Origin of the sequence: Flavobacterium gillisiae, assembly GCF_900107635.1 — a bacterium.
Taxonomy (GTDB): Bacteria; Bacteroidota; Bacteroidia; order Flavobacteriales; family Flavobacteriaceae; genus Flavobacterium; species Flavobacterium gillisiae.
Map to the genome: position 1 here is coordinate 108,974 of NZ_FNRD01000014.1, position 19,783 is coordinate 128,756.

17 protein-coding genes are annotated in these 19,783 nt (G+C 33.8%); 5 read left to right on the top strand and 12 right to left on the bottom strand.

What is annotated here, in order from left to right; translation table 11 throughout:
• Window positions 1-233 precede the first annotated feature (233 nt).
• Genes BLV35_RS16900 through BLV35_RS16925 form a run of 6 tightly spaced genes read right to left on the bottom strand, consistent with a single transcriptional unit; the run spans window position 234 to window position 6,773 of the window.
• A complete protein-coding gene (locus BLV35_RS16900) occupies window positions 234-2,024 on the bottom strand; it encodes an acyl-CoA dehydrogenase family protein (RefSeq protein ID WP_091092981.1) in 1,791 nt (596 codons plus the stop codon).
• 33 nt (window positions 2,025-2,057) lie between these two features.
• Entirely contained in the window at window positions 2,058-2,246 is a 189-nt protein-coding gene (locus BLV35_RS16905; RefSeq protein ID WP_091092983.1) for a four helix bundle protein, read from the bottom strand.
• Window positions 2,247-2,291: 45 nt separating this feature from the next.
• Window positions 2,292-3,473, bottom strand: a complete 1,182-nt coding sequence (locus tag BLV35_RS16910; RefSeq protein WP_091092985.1) for an acetyl-CoA C-acyltransferase — start codon at window positions 3,471-3,473, stop codon at window positions 2,292-2,294.
• A 50-nt stretch (window positions 3,474-3,523) separates the two neighbouring features.
• A complete protein-coding gene (locus BLV35_RS16915; protein ID WP_091092987.1) occupies window positions 3,524-3,886 on the bottom strand; it encodes a four helix bundle protein in 363 nt (120 codons plus the stop codon).
• Between the two features lie 45 nt (window positions 3,887-3,931).
• Entirely contained in the window at window positions 3,932-6,322 is a 2,391-nt protein-coding gene (locus tag BLV35_RS16920) for a 3-hydroxyacyl-CoA dehydrogenase/enoyl-CoA hydratase family protein (RefSeq protein WP_091092989.1), read from the bottom strand.
• Window positions 6,306-6,773: a MarR family winged helix-turn-helix transcriptional regulator gene (locus tag BLV35_RS16925; protein WP_091092991.1), complete on the bottom strand. Its 468-nt coding sequence runs from the start codon at window positions 6,771-6,773 to the stop codon at window positions 6,306-6,308. The genes BLV35_RS16920 and BLV35_RS16925 overlap by 17 nt, the downstream gene beginning before the upstream one ends.
• A gap of 82 nt (window positions 6,774-6,855) precedes the next feature.
• On the opposite strand from BLV35_RS16925, the gene BLV35_RS19330 reads away from it, so the two are divergent.
• Complete coding sequence (locus BLV35_RS19330; protein ID WP_176980644.1) at window positions 6,856-7,014, top strand: hypothetical protein; 159 nt, start codon at window positions 6,856-6,858, stop codon at window positions 7,012-7,014.
• Window positions 7,015-7,486: 472 nt separating this feature from the next.
• Here the strand turns inward: BLV35_RS19330 and BLV35_RS16930 are convergent, their stop codons facing one another.
• The 3 genes from BLV35_RS16930 to BLV35_RS16940 form a co-directional block, all read right to left on the bottom strand.
• Window positions 7,487-8,539, bottom strand: a complete 1,053-nt coding sequence (locus tag BLV35_RS16930; protein WP_091092994.1) for a proline iminopeptidase-family hydrolase — start codon at window positions 8,537-8,539, stop codon at window positions 7,487-7,489.
• 44 nt (window positions 8,540-8,583) lie between these two features.
• Window positions 8,584-10,359: an AMP-dependent synthetase/ligase gene (locus tag BLV35_RS16935; protein WP_091092997.1), complete on the bottom strand. Its 1,776-nt coding sequence runs from the start codon at window positions 10,357-10,359 to the stop codon at window positions 8,584-8,586.
• 335 nt (window positions 10,360-10,694) lie between these two features.
• Window positions 10,695-12,470, bottom strand: a complete 1,776-nt coding sequence (locus BLV35_RS16940; RefSeq protein ID WP_091093000.1) for an AMP-dependent synthetase/ligase — start codon at window positions 12,468-12,470, stop codon at window positions 10,695-10,697.
• A 416-nt stretch (window positions 12,471-12,886) separates the two neighbouring features.
• On the opposite strand from BLV35_RS16940, the gene BLV35_RS16945 reads away from it, so the two are divergent.
• Window positions 12,887-13,822: a nuclear transport factor 2-like protein gene (locus BLV35_RS16945; RefSeq protein WP_091093002.1), complete on the top strand. Its 936-nt coding sequence runs from the start codon at window positions 12,887-12,889 to the stop codon at window positions 13,820-13,822.
• Between the two features lie 75 nt (window positions 13,823-13,897).
• Here the strand turns inward: BLV35_RS16945 and BLV35_RS16950 are convergent, their stop codons facing one another.
• Window positions 13,898-14,341 (bottom strand): hypothetical protein, encoded by a 444-nt coding sequence (locus BLV35_RS16950; RefSeq protein WP_091093005.1) that lies wholly within the window; start codon window positions 14,339-14,341, stop codon window positions 13,898-13,900.
• A 682-nt stretch (window positions 14,342-15,023) separates the two neighbouring features.
• Between BLV35_RS16950 and BLV35_RS16960 the strand changes: the two genes are divergently transcribed.
• From BLV35_RS16960 to BLV35_RS16970, 3 genes are all read left to right on the top strand, one after another.
• Window positions 15,024-15,242, top strand: coding sequence for a hypothetical protein (locus BLV35_RS16960; RefSeq protein ID WP_091093011.1), 219 nt, complete (start codon window positions 15,024-15,026; stop codon window positions 15,240-15,242).
• A 325-nt stretch (window positions 15,243-15,567) separates the two neighbouring features.
• Window positions 15,568-16,452, top strand: coding sequence for a diacylglycerol/lipid kinase family protein (locus BLV35_RS16965; protein WP_176980645.1), 885 nt, complete (start codon window positions 15,568-15,570; stop codon window positions 16,450-16,452).
• Between the two features lie 162 nt (window positions 16,453-16,614).
• The gene (locus BLV35_RS16970) at window positions 16,615-17,565 is read left to right on the top strand and encodes an NAD(P)H-dependent flavin oxidoreductase (protein ID WP_091093017.1); all 951 of its coding nucleotides are present in this window, start codon (window positions 16,615-16,617) and stop codon (window positions 17,563-17,565) included.
• A gap of 139 nt (window positions 17,566-17,704) precedes the next feature.
• On the opposite strand, the gene BLV35_RS16975 is transcribed toward BLV35_RS16970, so the two are convergent.
• Window positions 17,705-18,628: an NAD(+)/NADH kinase gene (locus BLV35_RS16975; protein ID WP_091093020.1), complete on the bottom strand. Its 924-nt coding sequence runs from the start codon at window positions 18,626-18,628 to the stop codon at window positions 17,705-17,707.
• A 7-nt stretch (window positions 18,629-18,635) separates the two neighbouring features.
• Window positions 18,636-19,643: an SPFH domain-containing protein gene (locus BLV35_RS16980; RefSeq protein ID WP_091093023.1), complete on the bottom strand. Its 1,008-nt coding sequence runs from the start codon at window positions 19,641-19,643 to the stop codon at window positions 18,636-18,638.
• Window positions 19,644-19,783: the final 140 nt, after the last annotated feature.

Below are 19,783 nucleotides of genomic sequence, written 5' to 3' on the forward strand. Positions count from 1 at the left end.
ACGGGTTTGTCTTTTTTAAAACTAGTTAAATTCGGTCTATATATTCATGGCTTTACTAATGAAGATTAGTCCAAGATTTTATTCTTATGATATTGGGGTTATGTTTTGAATTATTTGGTTTTAACCATTTCCATAAACAAACCAATGGACAATGTGAAAAAAATAAAAACCGCAATCAGCGATGATTGCGGTTTTTTAACAAATAAAATTTAACTAAAAACTATCTTCTTTGCTTAAAAGCAATATGCATTTTCTGCAACTAATTTAGAAGTAATAGTCTCTCTTAAACCTACAATATTTGGCATATTTGTATATTTAGTGAAACGTCTTAATCCCATAAGCATCATACGTTGTTCGTCTCCTTCAACAAAAGAAATAACACTTTCTTTTCCTTTTAGAGTAACGATATCTACTGCTTGATACAAGTATAGTTTTGCCATAGCAATTTGCTCTTGTACTTTATCTTCACCTTCTTTTTTAGCTAATTTCTCCGTTCTAAGGATCGTACTTTCAGCCATGTAGATTTCGATCAACATATCTGAAGCTGCCATTAAAATTTGTTGGTGAGAGTCTAAATCAGTTCCAAATTTTTGAACTGCACTACCAGCAACCATTAAGAAAGCTTTTTTCAATTTACCTACCATTTCTTTTTCTTCAGCAAATAACTCAGAGTAATCTGGAGTTTCAAAAGAAGGTATACCCATTAATTCTTCAGCTACTTTAGTAGCAGGTCCTAATAAATCTACGTGTCCTTTCATTGCTTTTTTAATCAACATTCCTACAGATAGCATTCTGTTAATTTCGTTAGTACCTTCATAGATACGAGCGATACGAGCATCTCTCCAAGCACTTTCCATTGGAGTGTCTTCAGAGAATCCCATTCCACCAAAAATTTGAATTCCTTCATCAGAACACGCTTGAACGTCTTCAGAAACAGCTACCTTAAGGATTGAACACTCAATAGCATATTCTTCAACACCTTTCAATTCAGCATCTTGATGAGTAGAACCTTCTGCTTCACGTGCAATAATTCTGTCTTCGATGTTTTTTGCTGCTCTATAAGAAGCACTTTCACCAGCATAACAGCTAGTTGCCATATCAGCTAATTTAGATCTAATCGCTCCAAACTGTGAAATAGGAGTGTTAAATTGAATTCTTTCGTTGGCGTAGTTAACAGAAGAAGAGATTACTCTCCTTTGAGCATCTAAACAAGCTGCTGCTAATTTAATACGTCCAACATTTAAAGCATTCATAGCGATTTTGAATCCATTTCCTCTTTCAGACAACATGTTTTCAACAGGAACTTTCGTTTCGCTAAAGAAAACTTGACGTGTAGATGAAGAGCGAATTCCTAATTTATGCTCTTCTTCACCCATTGAGATACCGTTATCAGCAGTATTTTCAACAATGAATCCAGTAATATTTTTATCATCGCCAATACGTGCAAAAACGATAAAAACGCTACAGAAACCTGCATTCGAGATCCACATTTTTTGTCCAGTGATGGAGTAGTATTTACCATCTTCAGATAAAACTGCTTTCGTTTTTCCTGAATTAGCATCTGATCCAGCACCTGGCTCAGTCAAACAGTATGCACCAAACCATTCACCAGAAGCTAATTTAGGAACATATTTTTGTTTTTGTTCTTCAGTACCATATAAAGTAATTGGCATAGTACCAATCCCTGTGTGTGCTCCAAACGCAGTTGAGAAAGATCCCGTTGCACCAGAAATATAATCACAAACCAACATCGTTGATACAAATCCCATTCCTAATCCACCGTAAGCTTCAGGAACAGCAACACCTAAAAGACCTAAGTCTCCGGCTTTTTTCATACATTCCTCTGTATAAGCGTAATCTTTTTTCTCAAAACGATCTTTATGTGCCCATAATTCTTTGTCTACGAATTCTTTTACAGAATCACGCATCATTAATTGTTCTTCCGAAAAATCCTCAGGAGTGAAGATATCTTCGCACTTAGTTTCTTTTACAAGGAATTGACCTCCTCTAGTTACGTCGCTCATTTTTTTTGTTTTTTTAGGTAAAAGATGAAAGAATCAAGAAGAAAGACTAGCGTCTAACTTACTAATGAATCCTATAGTCATCTTTTGAAATTCAATTATTTTGTTTTCTATTTCTTCAGTTTTATCCTTTGACAGATATTCGTTTTGACAAGCGATCAATAATTGAGTTTGCAATTCAAACGAAGAACCTAAACTAATATCTATAAATCGTCGTTTAAACAAAACATCTTATCTAGTGAATCTTGTCTCTATTATCTTATAATCAAATTACATAAGTTCATAAACCCCAGCACTTCCTTGACCAGTTCCTACACACATGGTAACGATTCCGTATTTGTTACCACGACGTTTCATTTCGTCAAATAGTTGAACTGACAATTTAGCTCCAGTACATCCTAGTGGATGACCCATTGCAATTGCCCCACCATTTACGTTGATAATATCAGGGTTCAAGTTAAGTTCTCTTATTACTGCTAATGATTGAGAAGCGAATGCTTCATTCAATTCGATTAAGTCAATATCATTGATAGTTAAACCTGCTTGTTTCAATACTTTTGGTATTGCTTTTACCGGTCCTATTCCCATGATTCTTGGCTCAACACCTGCAGAAGCAAAGTTTACTAGTCTTGCAATTGGCTCTAGGTTTAATTCTTTTACCATTTCTTCACTCATAACAAGTACAAAAGCAGCACCATCACTCATTTGTGAAGAGTTACCTGCTGTTACACTTCCTCCAGCTTCAAAAACAGGTCGTAGTCCAGCCAAAGCTTCTTTTGACGTTCCTGCTCTAGGTCCTTCATCTTTGTTTACTACGTATGACTTTGTTTCTTTTTTTCCGTTTTCATTAAGAAACGTTTGTTCTACAGTGATTGGAACAATTTGTTTGTCAAATTTCCCCTCTGCTTGTGCTTTTAGAGCTTTCATATGAGAGTTGTAAGCAAACTCATCTTGATCTTCTCTTGAAACTTTAAATTGTTGTGCGACTGCTTCGGCTGTTAAACCCATTCCCCAGTAGTAATCTTCGTTTCCTGCTTTTGCTACAGCATAATCCGGAGTTGGTTTGTAACCTCCCATTGGAATAAAACTCATGCTTTCAGCACCACCAGCAATAATACAATGTGCCATTCCTGACTGTATTTTGGCAGTAGCCATTCCTATTGTTTCTAATCCAGAAGCACAATATCTATTTACTGTTACTCCAGGAACATCTTCCACTTTTAGTCCCATTAACGAGATTAAACGTGCTACATTTAAGCCTTGTTCTGCTTCAGGCATGGCATTTCCTACCATAACATCATCAATACGAGTTTTGTCAAAATCTGGTAATTCATTCATCATGAATTCAATAGTTTCTGCTGCTAACTCATCAGGTCTTTTAAATCTGAACACCCCTTTAGGAGCTTTTCCTACGGCTGTTCTGTATGCTTTTACTATATAGGCTGTTTTCATTGTTATAAAGTATTAAGATTGGAGAATTAAGTATTAAGATTTTCCAACCGTTATTTGTTATTAGTTTTTAGCGATTTTTGAAGTGCAAAATTCATATTACTGACTTCTATCAAATTATTGATAATTGGAGTAACTTTTTCCTCTTCAACTAACTCTAAGCGTTTTGAAATTATCAATTGAGTCATTAATTCATAAGTTGAACCATTTGCAATACCAAGAAAATGTACAAATTCATTATTTGAATTTCTTCCTGAACCTTCAGCAATATTTGAAGGAATCGAAACTGCGCATTTTTTAATTTGATGTGTTAAGTTAAATTTTTCATCATAAGGTAATTCTGAAGTGACTTTATAAACATCAACAGCAATATCCATTGCTTTTTGCCAAATCTTTAATTTTTCAAATTGATGCATTTTTCTAGGTCTCGTTACTTAATACTTAATTCTTGGTACTTAAATCTAATTTCTTAGCGGTTTCCCTTTGGTTAACATAAACTGGATTCTTTCCAATGTTTTTCTTTCCGTACAAAGTGATAAGAATGCTTCACGTTCCAGATCCAATAGGTATTGTTCTGATACTAATGTTGCCTCAGATAAATCACCACCAGCCATTACATAAGCTAGTTTGTTAGCAATTTTCTTATCGTGCTCAGAAATGTATTTTCCAGCTTCCATTTGGTCTGTACCTACTAAGAACATCCCTAAAGCTTGTTTTCCTAATACTTTTACGTCCGTTCTGCGGATAGGTTGTGTATAACCCGCTTCGGCCATAAGTAAAGCATGTTTCTTCGCTTCGGCGATTTGACGGTCTTTATTTACCACAATAATATCTTTACCGTGTTGTAAAAGTCCCGTATCAAAAGCTTCGTAACCTGAAGTTGATACTTTTGCCATAGCGATAGTCAAGAAATACTCTTGCAATACATTAAGCTCTACATCATTTTTATGGAATAAGTCTGATGCACGCAATGCTAGTTCCTTAGAACCACCACCACCAGGAATCACACCTACACCAAACTCAACAAGTCCCATGTATGTTTCTGCAGCAGCGACCACTTTATCAGCGTGTAAGCTCATTTCGCATCCACCACCAAAAGTCATTCCGTGTGGTGCTACTACTACTGGAATAGAAGAGTAACGTACACGCATCATGGTGTCTTGGAACATTTTGATTGCCATATTCAACTCATCATATTCTTGCTCCACCGCCATCATAAAGATCATACCGATATTTGCTCCAACAGAGAAGTTTCCTGCTTGATTACCAATAACTAATCCTTGGTATTCTTTTTCGGCTAAGTCAATTGCTTTATTGATCGCTTGTAAAACATCACCACCAATAGTATTCATTTTTGATAGGAACTCTAAGTTGATGATTCCATCACCTAAGTCAGTGATCACACCACCACTGTTACTCCATATTTTTTTGCTTTCGCGAATGTTGTTCAGGATGATAAAATCATCTTGACCTGGAATTTTAGTTTGTGCTTTTGTAGGAATGTTGTAAAAATTAGTAGCACCATCTTTAACAGTGTAAAAACTTTTGTTTCCTGCAGCTAGCATCTCATTTACCCAAGCAGCTGGTTCAAGACCTTCCGCTTTCATAATAGCTATCCCTTTTTCTACTCCAATGGCATCCCAAATTTCGAACGGACCATTTTCCCAACCGAAACCAGCTTTCATAGCATCATCGATTTTGTATAATTCATCTGAGATTTCAGGTATTCTATTCGATACGTAAGCAAACATACCTGCAAAACTCTTGCGGTAAAATTCACCTGCTTTGTCTTTTCCTTTTACAAGAACTTTAAAACGATTGATAGGCTTATCAATAGATTTTGTTAATTCAAGTGTAGCGAATGACGCTTTTTTAGCTGCTCTATATTCTAAGGTGTCTAAGTCTAAAGTCAGGATTTCTTTTCCTACTTTTTTGTAGAAACCTTGTCCTGTTTTACTACCTAGCCATTTATTTTCCATCATTTTATTGACGAAATCTGGTAATTTGAACAATTCATGTTGTTCGTCATTTGGACAGTTTTCATAGATACCGTTCGCAACATGAACTAAAGTATCTAATCCTACCACATCCACTGTTCTAAAAGTAGCCGATTTTGGACGACCGATAACTGGACCAGTCAATTTATCTACTTCTTCAATCGTTAAGCCCATTTCTTTAACCAAATGGAATAAACTTTGAATACCATAAATTCCAACACGGTTTCCGATGAAAGCTGGAGTGTCTTTAGCAACAACCGAAGTTTTTCCTAAAAATTTCTCTCCATATATAGTAAGGAAATCCAATACTTCAGATGAAGTTTGTGGACCAGGAATAATTTCGAATAATTTTAAGTAACGTGCAGGGTTAAAAAAGTGAGTCCCACAGAAGTGTTTCTGGAAATCTTCACTTCTTCCTTCACTCATAAAGTGAATAGGAATTCCTGATGTATTTGAAGTAATCAAAGTACCCGGTTTACGGTATTTTTCTACTTGTTCAAATACTAATTTTTTGATATCTAATCTTTCTACAACTACTTCTATAATCCAATCAACGTCGGCAATTTTTGCCATATCGTCCGTGGTGTTTCCAGTTGTAATTCGGTTTGCGAATTTTTGGCTGTAAATAGGAGAGGGTTTCGATTTTAAAGCATTGTTTAAATGCTCATTTACTAAGCGATTGCGAACAATTTTACTTTCTAATGTCAATCCTTTCTTTGTCTCTACTTCAGTAAGTTCTCTAGGAACGATATCGAGAAGTAAAACTTCGACACCAATATTGGCAAAATGGCAAGCAATTCCCGAACCCATAATTCCGGATCCGATTACTGCAACTTTTTTAATTGTGCGTTTCATTGTCTATTTTTTCAGTTTGATTAAATATATTTTTATTTTGAATTAATTCGTTGATCGTTTCGGAGACTTCGATAAAGTGTTGTAGTTTCTCATCCGTAATGTGATTTTTCACGGTTTCATTAAACTTTAAAACAGTGTTTTTTGACAAATCTCTTTTTTCTTTACCTAACTCAGTTAAGTATATTAAGACGCCACGACCATCATCTGGATTTTTCTTTCGAATAATCAAGCCTTTTTCTTCCATAGATTTTAAGGTTCTGGTAAGACTGGTAGCCTCCATTCCCATTTTAGGACCTAAGGACGTAGAAGGCGTACCTACATTTTTATCCATACTCAACAAAGCAAACCCTGTTGCCATTGTGGCACCATACTTAGAAGCTTCTTCATTGTACATTCTTGAAACAGCTTGCCAAGTAGCTCTTAAAATGTAATCTATTGTTTTATCTTTCATATATAACTATATCGATTTCAAATATAATAAAAAAATACTATGCACGCATAATAAAATTAATTTATTTTTTTGTTAAAAATTTATGATTACAAAAAAACTCCTCACAAAAGGAGAAGTTTTCTTAGAAAATGTCAAATTATCAAAGTTCTATTTAAGCTTTCCGTTTACAAAAGCAATTGATGTTCCCACACAAGCCCCTGTTATTATTGAAATAGGAATATCAATCGCCATATTTTCATAATTTACAGGCATATTGGAATACATGAAAAAGTTCATCGACAAACTAAAAAAAATCCAATTATAGATCCTATTTGTAAACCGATAACAGCGTTTTTAATTATCGAAAACCGATTCATTATATAGGAAGTAAAGAATCCATAGGTCATACTTCCTAAAAACACAAATAGTAAGTTCCTATTTTCGTCTTGGAAAAAATGCCTTTAAAGACTATTCCATAGAATAGCGCACCTAAGAGAAAGTAGAAAATACCTGCTATAATACCTGAAACTATAAAGTTTGCTGCTCTCATTAGTTTTTCAGTTATTAAGCTTAAAGGTATTAAAAAATTAGCAATTGATTATTATTTAGCATAAAATAATGTTAAATATGCAATATTAAGAGGTTGTTTTCTTCGGAAAAGGAGGAGAGGGGGAATGAGGTTAGAAAAAACAATCTGTATTAGCAGTAATTATGTGGTGTAAGCACTAGTCGTGTTATCCCTTTTTAAAAGTTCCGTTATCTACGTCTTTTAAAAACTTTATCAATCCGTTAAAGTATGTTTTTTGATCATCATATTGTGAAAGGTGACTGCCATTTGGGCAAAATAGAAACCTTCCGTTTTGAACTTCATTGGCGATCCATTTCATATGTTCCGGATCCATGGTGTCATATTTAGAGCCAATTGACAATGTTGGAACCGTTAATGTTTTTAGTCTGTCTTTTACATCCCAATTTTTTAGCGACGCATTTCCAGTAATTCCAAATTCACTGTGCCCCTGCATAAATACATAAACATTAGGGTTGATATGCTTGAAACAGCGATTGATTGATTCTGGCCATTCTTCCAAAGGCTTTCTTAGAATGTGCTCTGTGTAATAATATTTGAAAAGTAGCTCGCTGTATTTTGGATTATCAAAATCATTATTTTTCTCCATTTGCTGCAGTTCTTTTAGGATTTTCGGATCCATTTGTGGAGCAAGAACTTCTTGGGCATAGGCATTGTATTCAGGAATACTGGCCATCATATTGGATATAATTAAACCTTTTAAATTCTTTTGGTATTTTAAGGCATACTCCATAGCTAGGATTCCGCCCCAAGATTGACCTAAGATATAAAAATTAGAACTGTCTGCACCCAGTGCAATTCGGACTTGTTCTACTTCCTCAACGAAACGTTCGTTAGTCCATAAGCTGTCATCATTTGGCTGATCACTGTAGTAAGATCCTAATTGATCGTAATAAATGTATTCGATGCTTTCGTTTGGGAAATAACCGTCAAAACATTCGTATAATTCGTGTGTTAATCCAGGTCCACCGTGAAGTAATAATACTTTAATTGTAGGGTTATTACCCACGGTTTTTGTCCACACTTTAAAGGTTCCTTTTGGTGTAGTAATAGGAATCATTTTTACACCTCCCGTATATTGGTATTCTCGTTTAGAATAATCCAAATAATTCGCTTTAATAGGATCTTCTTCTTTCTTTTGCTCGCAATTAGAAAATAACAAAATACTTAATAGAGAATAAAACAGGATTTTTAGTTTCATGGTTACCGTATTTATTAGTTATAATTCTAAACGAGAGTATTACATTAATTATAGATTTTATGGAATAAATTGATATATTTTTCCATAACTATTTTTCTTTTTAGTTTGAGTGTTGGTGTAAGTTGACCACCTTCTATCGACCAAATATCTGGAGTTAATTCAAAACGTTTAATCTTCTCCCAATTTCCAAATTTCTCGTTTAAACCGTCAATTTCTTCCTGAATTCTTGCAATTACTTTTTCGTTAGACACAATGTCTTCATTGCTTACTCCTATGTCTATTTTATGAATAACCGCCCATTCTTTTACGAATTCAAAATCAGGTTGAATGAAGGCTGCCGGCATTTTTTGTCCGTCACCTATCACCATAATTTCAGTTATGAAACGAGATTGTTTCATTGTGTTTTCAATAAGTTGTGGTGCAATATATTTCCCTCCGGAAGTTTTGAACATTTCTTTCTTGCGATCCGTGATTTTTAAAAACCCATCCTTGTCTAAATTTCCTATATCACCAGTGTGAAAATAACCATCAACAATGACTTCACTAGTTAATTTTTCATCTTTATAATAACCCATCATTACATTAGGTCCTTTACAAAGGATTTCGCCGTCTTCGGCAATTTTAACATCTACATTATCAATTACTCTTCCAACAGTTCCAACTCTGAAACCTCCATTTCTTAAATCATTTACGGATATAACTGGTGAAGTTTCGGTTAAACCATATCCTTCCATTACTGGAATTCCGGCCGCAGCAAAAATTCGAGTTAATCTAGGTTGTAATGCAGCACTTCCTGAAACCATTAAATCCAAGTTACCACCCAATCCTTCTTTCCATTTGCTGAAAATTAATTTTCGCGCAATTTTAAGTTGCATTTCATACCATAGACCATTAGCACCATAAGGTTCATAGGCTAATCCTAATTCAATAGCCCAAAAGAACAATTTCTTTTTAATCCCTGTTAGTTCTGCTCCTTTGGCATAGATTTTATCATATACTTTTTCAATAAGCCTTGGAACAACTGTAATAACTGTTGGCTTTACTTCTTTTATATTATCACTGATTTTCTCAATAGATTCGCCAAAATATATTGAAACACCATAGTATTGGTGTAAATACAAAATCATTCTTTCAAAAATATGACAAACAGGAAGGAAGCTTAACGCAGTACTTTTTCCAGCCTCAAATGGAATTCTTGGGGCGCTGTTTAATACATCTGACACGATATTATTGTGTGAAAGCATAACTCCTTTTGGTCGACCTGTTGTTCCTGATGTATAAATGATTGTGGCTAAATCGTCAGGAGTAACTAAACTTTTGCTATAATCAACATCATTTTGGTTGCTTTGGTCTTCACCAAGAGCAAGTAATTCCTTCCAGTTTTTACAACCTTCAATAGGGTTAAAAGAAAAGACTTCTTTTAGGTTAGGAACTTTATCTTTTATTAAGTTTACTTTTTGAAGTATTTCTGCATCAGATACAAAACAATATATTGCTCCTGAGTGGTTCAATATGTATTCATAATCATCTTCGGTAATTGTAGGATAGATCGGTACGTTTTGGGCTCCGGTTTGTAGAATACCAATATCCATAATATTCCATTCTGTTCTGTTACTAGAAGAAATAATGGCGATTTTATCGTCTTTTTTAATTCCCATTCGCAATAACGCTCTAGAGACTGCATTGGCTTGAGCAATATATTCTTGTGTAGACGTTTTTATCCAAACACCATCCTGCTTTGTATTTAAAGCGTCTGGAATTGAAGTATATTTATCTTGTTGATAATAAGGAAAATCAAAGAGTCTGGTTACTTGAGTCATTATGCGAAGGTTGAATTTTATCGCAAATTAAATAAAAAATGACAATAATTTTGGATTTTAAAAATTAAAATAGAAAAATTAAATGTTATCTGCATTCTTTTACGAAATCGATTTCTTTGTTTGGAGTTTAAAAGCTTGAGTATAAGTGAAACAAAGAGGTAGAAGTAGTGAATGTTTAAATACGTAGTACTTTTTTTCAAAAATAAAATTTCATGTCAATTGGATGAATTTGTACTTTTTATCCTCATTTATTCCTCAAAAAACATGAATAGTGCCTTAATTTCGGCACTATTGTAAGGCCTAATAGCTATGTTTTTCTGTAAATTATGACTGCACTAACTGTATATTTTCTGATATTGCTCTTTATAAAGCTCTTTAATAATTTTTCTTTTTAGTTTCAGGGTTGGAGTCAATTGTCCGCCGTCAATCGACCAAACGTCAGCTGTCAATTCAAATCGTTTGATTTTTTCCCAGCTTCCAAATTTTTCATTTAAATTGTCAATATCCTGTTGTATTCGTTCCAATACTTTTTCATGAACTACATGTTCACTATTGGTTTTTCCAATATCCATTTTATGGATAATAGCCCACTCTTTTAGGAATTCAAAATTAGGTTGAATAATTGCGGCTGCCATTTTTTGTCCTTCTCCTATGACAATAATCTGTTCAATAAAACGAGATTGTTTCATTGTGTTTTCGATTAATTGTGGTGCTATGTACTTCCCTCCGGAGGTTTTGAACATTTCCTTTTTTCGATCCGTTATTTTTAAGAAGCCGTCTTCATCAATGATTCCTATATCTCCAGTATGGAAATAATGGTCAACAATGACTTCATTGGTTAATTTTTCATCTTTGTAGTAACCCAACATTACGTTAGGACCTTTACAAAGGATTTCCCCGTCTTCGGCAATTTTTACTTCTACATGCTCAATTACTTTTCCTACGGTTCCTATTCTTAATCCTTTATTATTTAAGTCATTAAATGAAATTGCTGGGGAGGTTTCGGTTAATCCATAACCTTCCAAAATAGGAATGTCTGCTGCCGTAAATACACGAGCTAATCTGGGTTGCAAGGCAGCGCTACCGCTTACTATCAATTCGATGTTTCCACCTAATCCTTCTTTCCATTTGCTGAAAATTAATTTTCGGGCAATTTTAAGTTGTATTTCATACCATAAACCGTTGGCTCCATATGGCTCAAATCGTAATCCTAAATCTACAGCCCAAAAGAAAAGTTTCTTTTTTATTCCGGTTAGTTCCGTTCCTTTTGCATAGATCTTATCGTATACTTTTTCAAGGAGCCTTGGTACCGCAGTAATCATAGTTGGTTTTACATCTTTTATATTTTCGCTTATTTTCTCTATAGATTCCCCAAAATAAATGGAAACACCATGATATTGATATAGATATAAAGCGGTGCGTTCAAAAATATGACAGACAGGGAGAAAGCTCAATGCTTTAGCTTTTCCGGCTGGGAATGGAACTAAGTTAACAATTGCAAGCACATTGGAAACTAGGTTGTTATGCGAAAGCATAACCCCTTTTGGTGTTCCGGTGGTTCCAGAGGTATAAATAATGGTAGCTAAATCGTTAGCTAATACTTTTTCTTTTCGTTCTTCTAGTTCATTTTGATTGCTTTGGTCTTCTCCAAGAAGAAGCAATTCTGACCAGTTTTTACAACCTGGAATTTCATCGAATGAGTACACTTCTTTTAATGCTGGAACTTTATCCCGTATTGTATTTATTTTTTCAAATATTTCCACATCAGATATAAAACAATAAGTTGCGCCAGAATGATTGAGGATGTATGCATAATCGTCTGCCGTGATTGTTGGGTAGATGGGTACATTTTGGGCCGCTGTCTGTAGAATCCCAATGTCCATAATACTCCATTCCGTTCTGTTGTTTGTAGAAATCATCGCGATTTTATCGTCTTTCTGAATACCCATTCTTAAGAGTGCTCTGGAAACAGCATTGGCTTTGGAAATAAATTCTTCAGTTGAAGTTTTTATCCAAACACCATCTTTCTTTGTTGCTAAAGCATCTGCGATTGAAGAATATTGTTCTAGCTGATAATACGGAAAATCAAAAATTCTAGTTACGGATGTCATCATATAATATTTAATAGTGATGCAAAGTAGTTAAAAAACAACGATAATAATGTTTTTTTTGTAAATTATACAGTGTTATTGATGGAATTTAATCCTATTCGGGAGCTTTGTAATAAACCTATAGTAAATTTTATTTATTGTAAAGAAGTCACCTTTCATTTTGTTCGAATGGCAGTTTTTCGTTTTATAAAGCTGTAATGGTATCCTAATAATAATAGACTTTGTAAAAGAGGAAAGTCGCTCCTGATTGAAGCCTGAATAATTGATTTCCTAAAATTTAGAGTTTAGATCAATAGAATTTATGCTTGTTTGTATGCTTTTTTTGATTTGAAATTAATTTATATATTATTGTTTATCAAGTATTTAGGTATATTTTTGCTATATTTAAGGTATTATTAACTAATACTATTAATAAAATGAAAAAAGCAATACTAATTGTGATGATGGGGACAACTCTTATCACATACGCGCAAAAGAAAGCTAATGGTACTATTTATGTTGAGCATCCTGCTATTACCGTAGTTGAAGCCATGACTAAAGCCTTTGTTAGTGGAGATGAAAATAAAGTAGCTAGTTATTTAGCCGATGATTTTAAATCCTATAATGGTACCAATCAAGCTGATAAAGGGAGTGATAAAGCTTCTTTTTTAAAAAGTGTTAAAAATTGGAAAGATAATATTGATTATTTAAGTATTAAACGTTCTCCAGGTGCCTATCCTGATGCATTAGAATATACAGATGACAATCAAAAAGATGTTGTTTGGGTACAGACATGGGAAGATGTGAAAGGAGTGCACAAAAAAACGGGCGTAAAAATTGACATGCCAATACATAAATTATTCGTCGTAAATAAAGACAAGAAAATAAAATCAATAATGACTTATTCAGACGCTGGTGTTGGTAGTGAAATTAATGATAGTTATAGTGTCAGAAAAAACGGAACGATATATAATCATCATGACTATATTAATAAAGTAAGGGTGATGGTTCAAGCATTTGGAAACAAAGATTATGATAAGGCCTATAGTTTTTATGATAAAAATGCAAGTTTCAGAAATATAAATATGGCTCCAGATGAAAAAAGTTTAAACCTGGACCAAATGAAGGAAATGGATAAAAAGATGACGCAACAATTTGATGTTTTAAGTATGGATATGGTGGGGTATCCGGATTATTTTAATTATGAACTTGGAGATGCAAAAGTTGTTCAGTCGTGGTGGAATTGTAACATGACAAGAAAATCGGATAATAAAAAAATAGTATTACCGGTCCTTTTTATTGATACTTTCAATAGTGAAGGATTAATTACAGATGAAATAGCATATTATAGTGAGAAACTATTGGAAAAATAAATAGTGTGTGCAAATATTCATTTATCTATAAAATCAAAAGCCGAAACAATTTGTTTCGGCTTTTGATTTTATCGTTTACTCCATATAATCTTTACTTCTTTCTCCTAAGATGAACATTTTCTTCTTTTCAAAGTGAATTGAAAAATGTGCATTAATCCAATTATTTTTAACATCCGTTTCTGTAAACTGTTCATTGCTTTTATACCAAAGTGTGTATACGGCATAATTAAATCCTTTTTGGTAAATGGGTGTACCATTCTTAAAACATTCAATTCCCCACACCATAGGGGTTTTTGACAAGTCGGGTAGTTGAAAAACGCCAGTTCCATTGGGATTTAATTGTACAATAGGTTCCGTTTCGCCGTCAAAGAGGTAGGTACCTGTTATAGGGTAATCAATGGATGTTGTTATATAGTGGATTCCGTCTCTTGCTACAATTTCTTCTACTTGATTCTGGGCATAAGTATTTGTTACCGCTAATAGTATGGTAAGAAATAGAATGGTAGGGTATTTTGTCATTTTAGTTAGATTTTGATTTTTTTTTAAACTTACTAGCGCTATATAATTGAATAATCAATTCTTGTGGTATTTTTTCGAAAGACAACTTTTAGCTTTTATTACGTTTGTTTGCAGTCAGGATTTCGATAGTGTTTCGTTAGATTGTATATATTCACACCTAAAATAAAGGCATTCGTAATAATAATAGGCCAGGAGATTGAAAGCACAATTCCATAAAGGATAAATAGTACTGCTCCTATTGAATTGATTACCCGAAATGTGTTGAAATTTTTCATTAAAAATGAAATTATCAATATTAGGGATGCTAAATAACCTTCCGACTCTTTTAAATAAATATCAGATATTTTTTATTAAAGTTAAAAAAAGTTTCAATTTATCCTAAAATTTATAAATTTAATTGATTTTAAAATGGAAGATATAAAGCAATATAAACATCTCTATCCCTTATTTTTTTTGATTGCTGCTAAATAATTTCTATTTTAGAAATTAAGAATCTTTTTTACATGCAAAATATCACTAAAAGTGGGTATTGTCCTAAAGAGTTAATTCATTTACTTTAGCTTGAAAATATAGAAAATCTACGTGTTTATTAATTAGAAGTAATACAACGGTTTAGCAGCTATATTTAGAAAGTTTTAGATACAAAGTGAAACTGTAGTTAGCAATCAAATAATTAATTAGGATGACGAATTTAGAAAAAATCAAAAAAGTAAATGAATTACTTATCGAAGTAATTAAAGACGAGGAGCATCAAGTTGAAAGTTCTTTAAGTGGTTTAAAGGATATTATTTTAAGCATCGTTGCCGATTATTGGTTGACTATAAGGGAGCCTGAAATTTTTATGGCTAATGTTGAAATTGACCTAGATGAATATTTAGAAACAGATGTATTGGTACAATAAGACTTAAATAGAGAAACAAGTTTGCTTGAGTTGCATTTCAAAGTGAATAAGAGCTTAATGAATAGCTATGTTTAATTGCAGGTTATAAGTTTTTACATTTTAGCCGTAATTTTGTGAAGCTAATTGTTGTTAGAAGATATATATAAAAGGCAGAAAGTATTAAGAAAACTTTCTGCTTTTTTTGTGCGACAAAAACTTTAACTCTAATGGGTTTCGGCTAACAGCAACCCGAATTTTGGCAGCTGGGAATTGTTTATTATTTACCCACAAAAACGAACTATATTGTTTAGGTAAATTTTGATATATTTGGAAAATGGCAAAGAAAATGGCATTTATAATCAATGGCTCACGTAAACTGTCGGATCAGGTAAAACGCAGCATTACGGATTGCGAAAATCATATTGCAATTGAATCCATATCATTCATTAGTAAAGGACCGAAAGAGGCTATCATTTTTGCAAATCAGGCTTGTTTGAGTGGGTTCGACGTCATTGTAGCAGTGGGAGGGGACGGTACCATAAATGAAGTGGTAAACGGAATAATACAAAGTAAAAAAAACAATATCACTTTAGGGATATTGGCTAACGGTACGGGAAATGATTTCGTACGAGGAACTAATTTAGCGCTAAATCCCAACTCTTTGATAGAGGCTGTTCTCAGGAACGAAATACAGTCTGTTGATGTGGGCAAAATCGAAAGCTCGCTTGGAGTAACCTATTTTATAAATATCACGGATATCGGTTTTGGAGGGAAGGTGGTACAAATTCTAGAGAAGCAACGCCGGTTTCTCGGGGGAAAAACATCGTATGGAATAGCTATATTACGTGCTTTTATTGGATATCGCGTACCTGTTTTGAAAATTACAACCCCTAATTTTAATTTCGAAGGCCCCGTACTCATGGTGGCTATCTGTAATGGAAGTATCTTTGGAGATGGGCTTACAATTAATCCATTTGCTAAGATCGATGATGGGAAATTAAATATAACCCTACTAGGCCGAGTAAGCTTGGTAGACTATATCAAGAATTTGAATAATCTGAAATCAGGGAAAAAGGTTAATCATCCTGAAGCAATTTACTTTGAAACAGGAAAAATAGATATCAGGGTAAAGGATGGTGTTGCTGTATCAGAAGTGGATGGGGAATATTTAGCATCGGGAAACCTAGGTATTTCCGTTTTACCAAATGCAATTTCGTTATTAGTGTACTGATTTACAGTTTTTATGTTAGCTAAAATTTACTGTTGCTGCGAGATCTACTTGTTTGTGAAAGGAGTTCGACTGTGAATTAAGCCTCGTGTTTTGTTTTAGTGTATAAATAGTAGGCGTGCATAGTATATTTGGTTATATTTGTTTGAATTAAAACTTTAAGTAATGACAAAGCCTACGTTAACTTCCCTTTTGAATATTGATCGTCCACTAATAATGGCACCTATGTTTCTGGTTTCAAATACTAAAATGGTAATTGAAGGAATGAAATCGGGTGTAGCGGGTTGTATTCCAGCCTTAAACTACAGAACATTAGAGGAACTGCGCGATTCCATTTTAGAACTTAGGGCAGCAAAAGTACCAGGAGGTAGTTTTGGTTATAATTTGATTGTGAATAAATCCAATATCAAATACAAAGATCAACTGGAAGTTTTGTGTGCTGAAAAAGTTGATTTTATAATTACTTCTTTAGGCTCGCCGGAAGAAACTATTAAGGCAGCTCATAAAGTGGGAATCAAAGTTTTTTGCGATGTTACGGATTTAACTTTCGCCAAAAAAGTAGAAAGTTTAGGAGCAGATGCTATTATTGCAGTTAATAATTTAGCGGGAGGTCATCGAGGACCACAATCTCCAGAGCAATTGATTAAAGAACTAAATGAAAAGACGGGATTACCTGTCATTTCTGCTGGTGGAGTGAGTACTAAATCCGATTTAGACAAAATGTTACGCTATGGTGCGATAGGTGTATCTGTGGGCAGCCCTTTTATAGCCTCGATTGAGTCTGGCGTTTCTGAGGAATACAAACAAGCCTGTGTTGATTATGGTGCGAAAGATATTGTCTTGACAGAGAAAATATCAGGGACGCCTTGTACGGTTATTAATACGCCTTACATTAAAAAAGTGGGTACGAAACAAACCTGGTTAGAGCGTACTTTAAATAAAAATAAAAGCTTGAAAAAATGGGTAAAAATGATCCGATACATGATGGGATCTAATGCCGTTACTAAAGCTGCTACTGAATTCACGTATAAAACCGTTTGGGTTGCCGGACCAACGATAGAAAACACGACTGCAATACGTCCAGTTTCTGAAATTGTCGATGCATTAACTGCGTAATTTTGCAATGCTAATCTATTGAATTTTCATTCCTAGTGATTTATTTTTGTATCATTATACAAAAGGTTACTAGGAATGTTTTTTTTATTCAAAAAGCAATGATATTGGATAAGTGAGAAGTTTGTATTGGCAGGGGAAGTCATTCATTCAACACCATTTTTGCGGTTTCTTTCGCTATTCCAATTGTTGCAATCGCGCCACTATTAAAGCGTAAAAAATCAGATTCTACCCCATCGCTGAAAATGACTCCGCTTGTGGGCATTAGTGATTCAATCGTTAAATTATTTTGGTTTTTAATAATTCCTGCTGTGATCCCAATTTGGGTTCTGACGCTTTGAAAAGGTTCCCTAACCGCAAACAGCAATTCGTCGTCCTTCAATTTGGGTCTTTTTAGTTTTAGGTTCTTTTCAAAAAGGCCTGTGATTCCATAAGACATATTAAAAATTGAACTTAACCAACCTGTAGACCCCGCGGGGGTAGAGACAATTAATCCGCTAGAAGATTGTTCTTCCTTCTTATTATCGTAACTTATTTTATATTTGGCAGAAATATGCGTCGATGCGCCAATAAACAAATCATTAAACGCTAAGAGTCGTTGTCCATCATTGAGTTTTGCTTCTGCAAATCGCATGGTTTTTGAGTTGAATTTATTGGTGATTACATTTTCTACACCTCCAATAAAATTTGAAACATCAAAAGGCAATAATATTCCATCATATCTTTCTTTATCTGGATTTACGGCAATAATGGGGGTGTTTTTAGAATATTTTGCCGTGTTGGCTACTAATCCATCTTGACCTATGACAATGATTAATTGATTTTCTGAGAATATAAACGACGAAACAAAGTTTCTTTCGACGATTTTGTTTTTGATGACTTTCGAAAGCTGAGTTTGCAACGACTGCAAAGCATTTTGGAAAATCTCATTTTCAATTTCGTAATCGTCAAAGTTGCCACCAAGGCGCTCTATATAGAACTTTGCTTGTGCTTTTGTGTTGAATCGTTCAATTAGTAATTCGAGCCGAGTTTTGTTTTTGACAATAATGGCATATTCCGTGCTCATGGTTTTCTTATTTTTCGCTTAATAAAGAATCCAATAGATCAGGACTAATGTTTAGTGTTCCAATTTTATCTGCATTTTCAGCTAGTTGTCTAAATGCAAGGGAAATATTGAATTTAGGATCTGGATTGTTGTTCAAAGCTGTCAGAATTCTCCAATCCATTTCTTTGTAGGGTTTCAAAGTTGCTTCAATCACATAACCTTGTGTTTCTGCTTCTATTTTATCGTTTTGTGTTTTCTCCTCAATTAATAATTTCCGTTGGTTTTCTACAGAAATATCTGCTTCGAGCTGCATTTCTCTCAATTTTCGATTGTTTTCCGCTTTTATAACCTCCGATTCCATTTTCTTCTCTGTAATTTGCTTTTGTTTTTCTTCAATAGCAATTTCAGTATTTAACTCTGTTTCCTTAATTTTTCGTTCTTGTTCTACCGCAAAATTTCGTCTTTCATAAATGGCTTGATCCGCTTCTTGCTGTAGTTTTTCTCTTGTTTCGGTTTCCAATGCTCTTGACATTTCCGGAGTTGCGGAAATCGCCAATATATTCGCACCCAAAATTTCTATTCCGAGCATATTGATAGCGGAGGATTTTTTCAAACCTTCGATGATACTTTCTTCGATGGTTTTAGCAGAACGAATGGAATCTTTTAATTTTATACTATGAATAAAAGAAGAAGTTGCTGTTTGCGCCTCATTAATAAGTCTTTGGTTCAACTTCTCAATGTCATTTTTCTTGTATTGTCCGTTATCTTCAACGGTAAAATCCAAAACATCTGATAAGGTTTTTGGATTGGTAATTTTGTAGCTTATTTGCCCCTGAATGGTAACCGTTTGGTAATCATTAGTCGATTCGCTAAAAATAAACGGCAAATCATTACTTCCCATGGGAATAGCAACGATAGAACTGTTTGGCGAGAAATAGAAGAACGAAAGTCCACGTCCTTCTTTTTTTATGCTTCCATTCTTAAAATGTAAAACATAAGTCATTGCATCAAATTTTATGTGCTTAATTCCGAACATGGTTTGATTTTATAATTATATTAAAAATAGTTTATTTGTAAGTCATTATTTTCAAATGTACTAAATTAACCGATTGTGATTTTTTTAACACAACTAAGTTATTAACAAGAATTTAAAAATATATTACAAAAAAAAAGCGT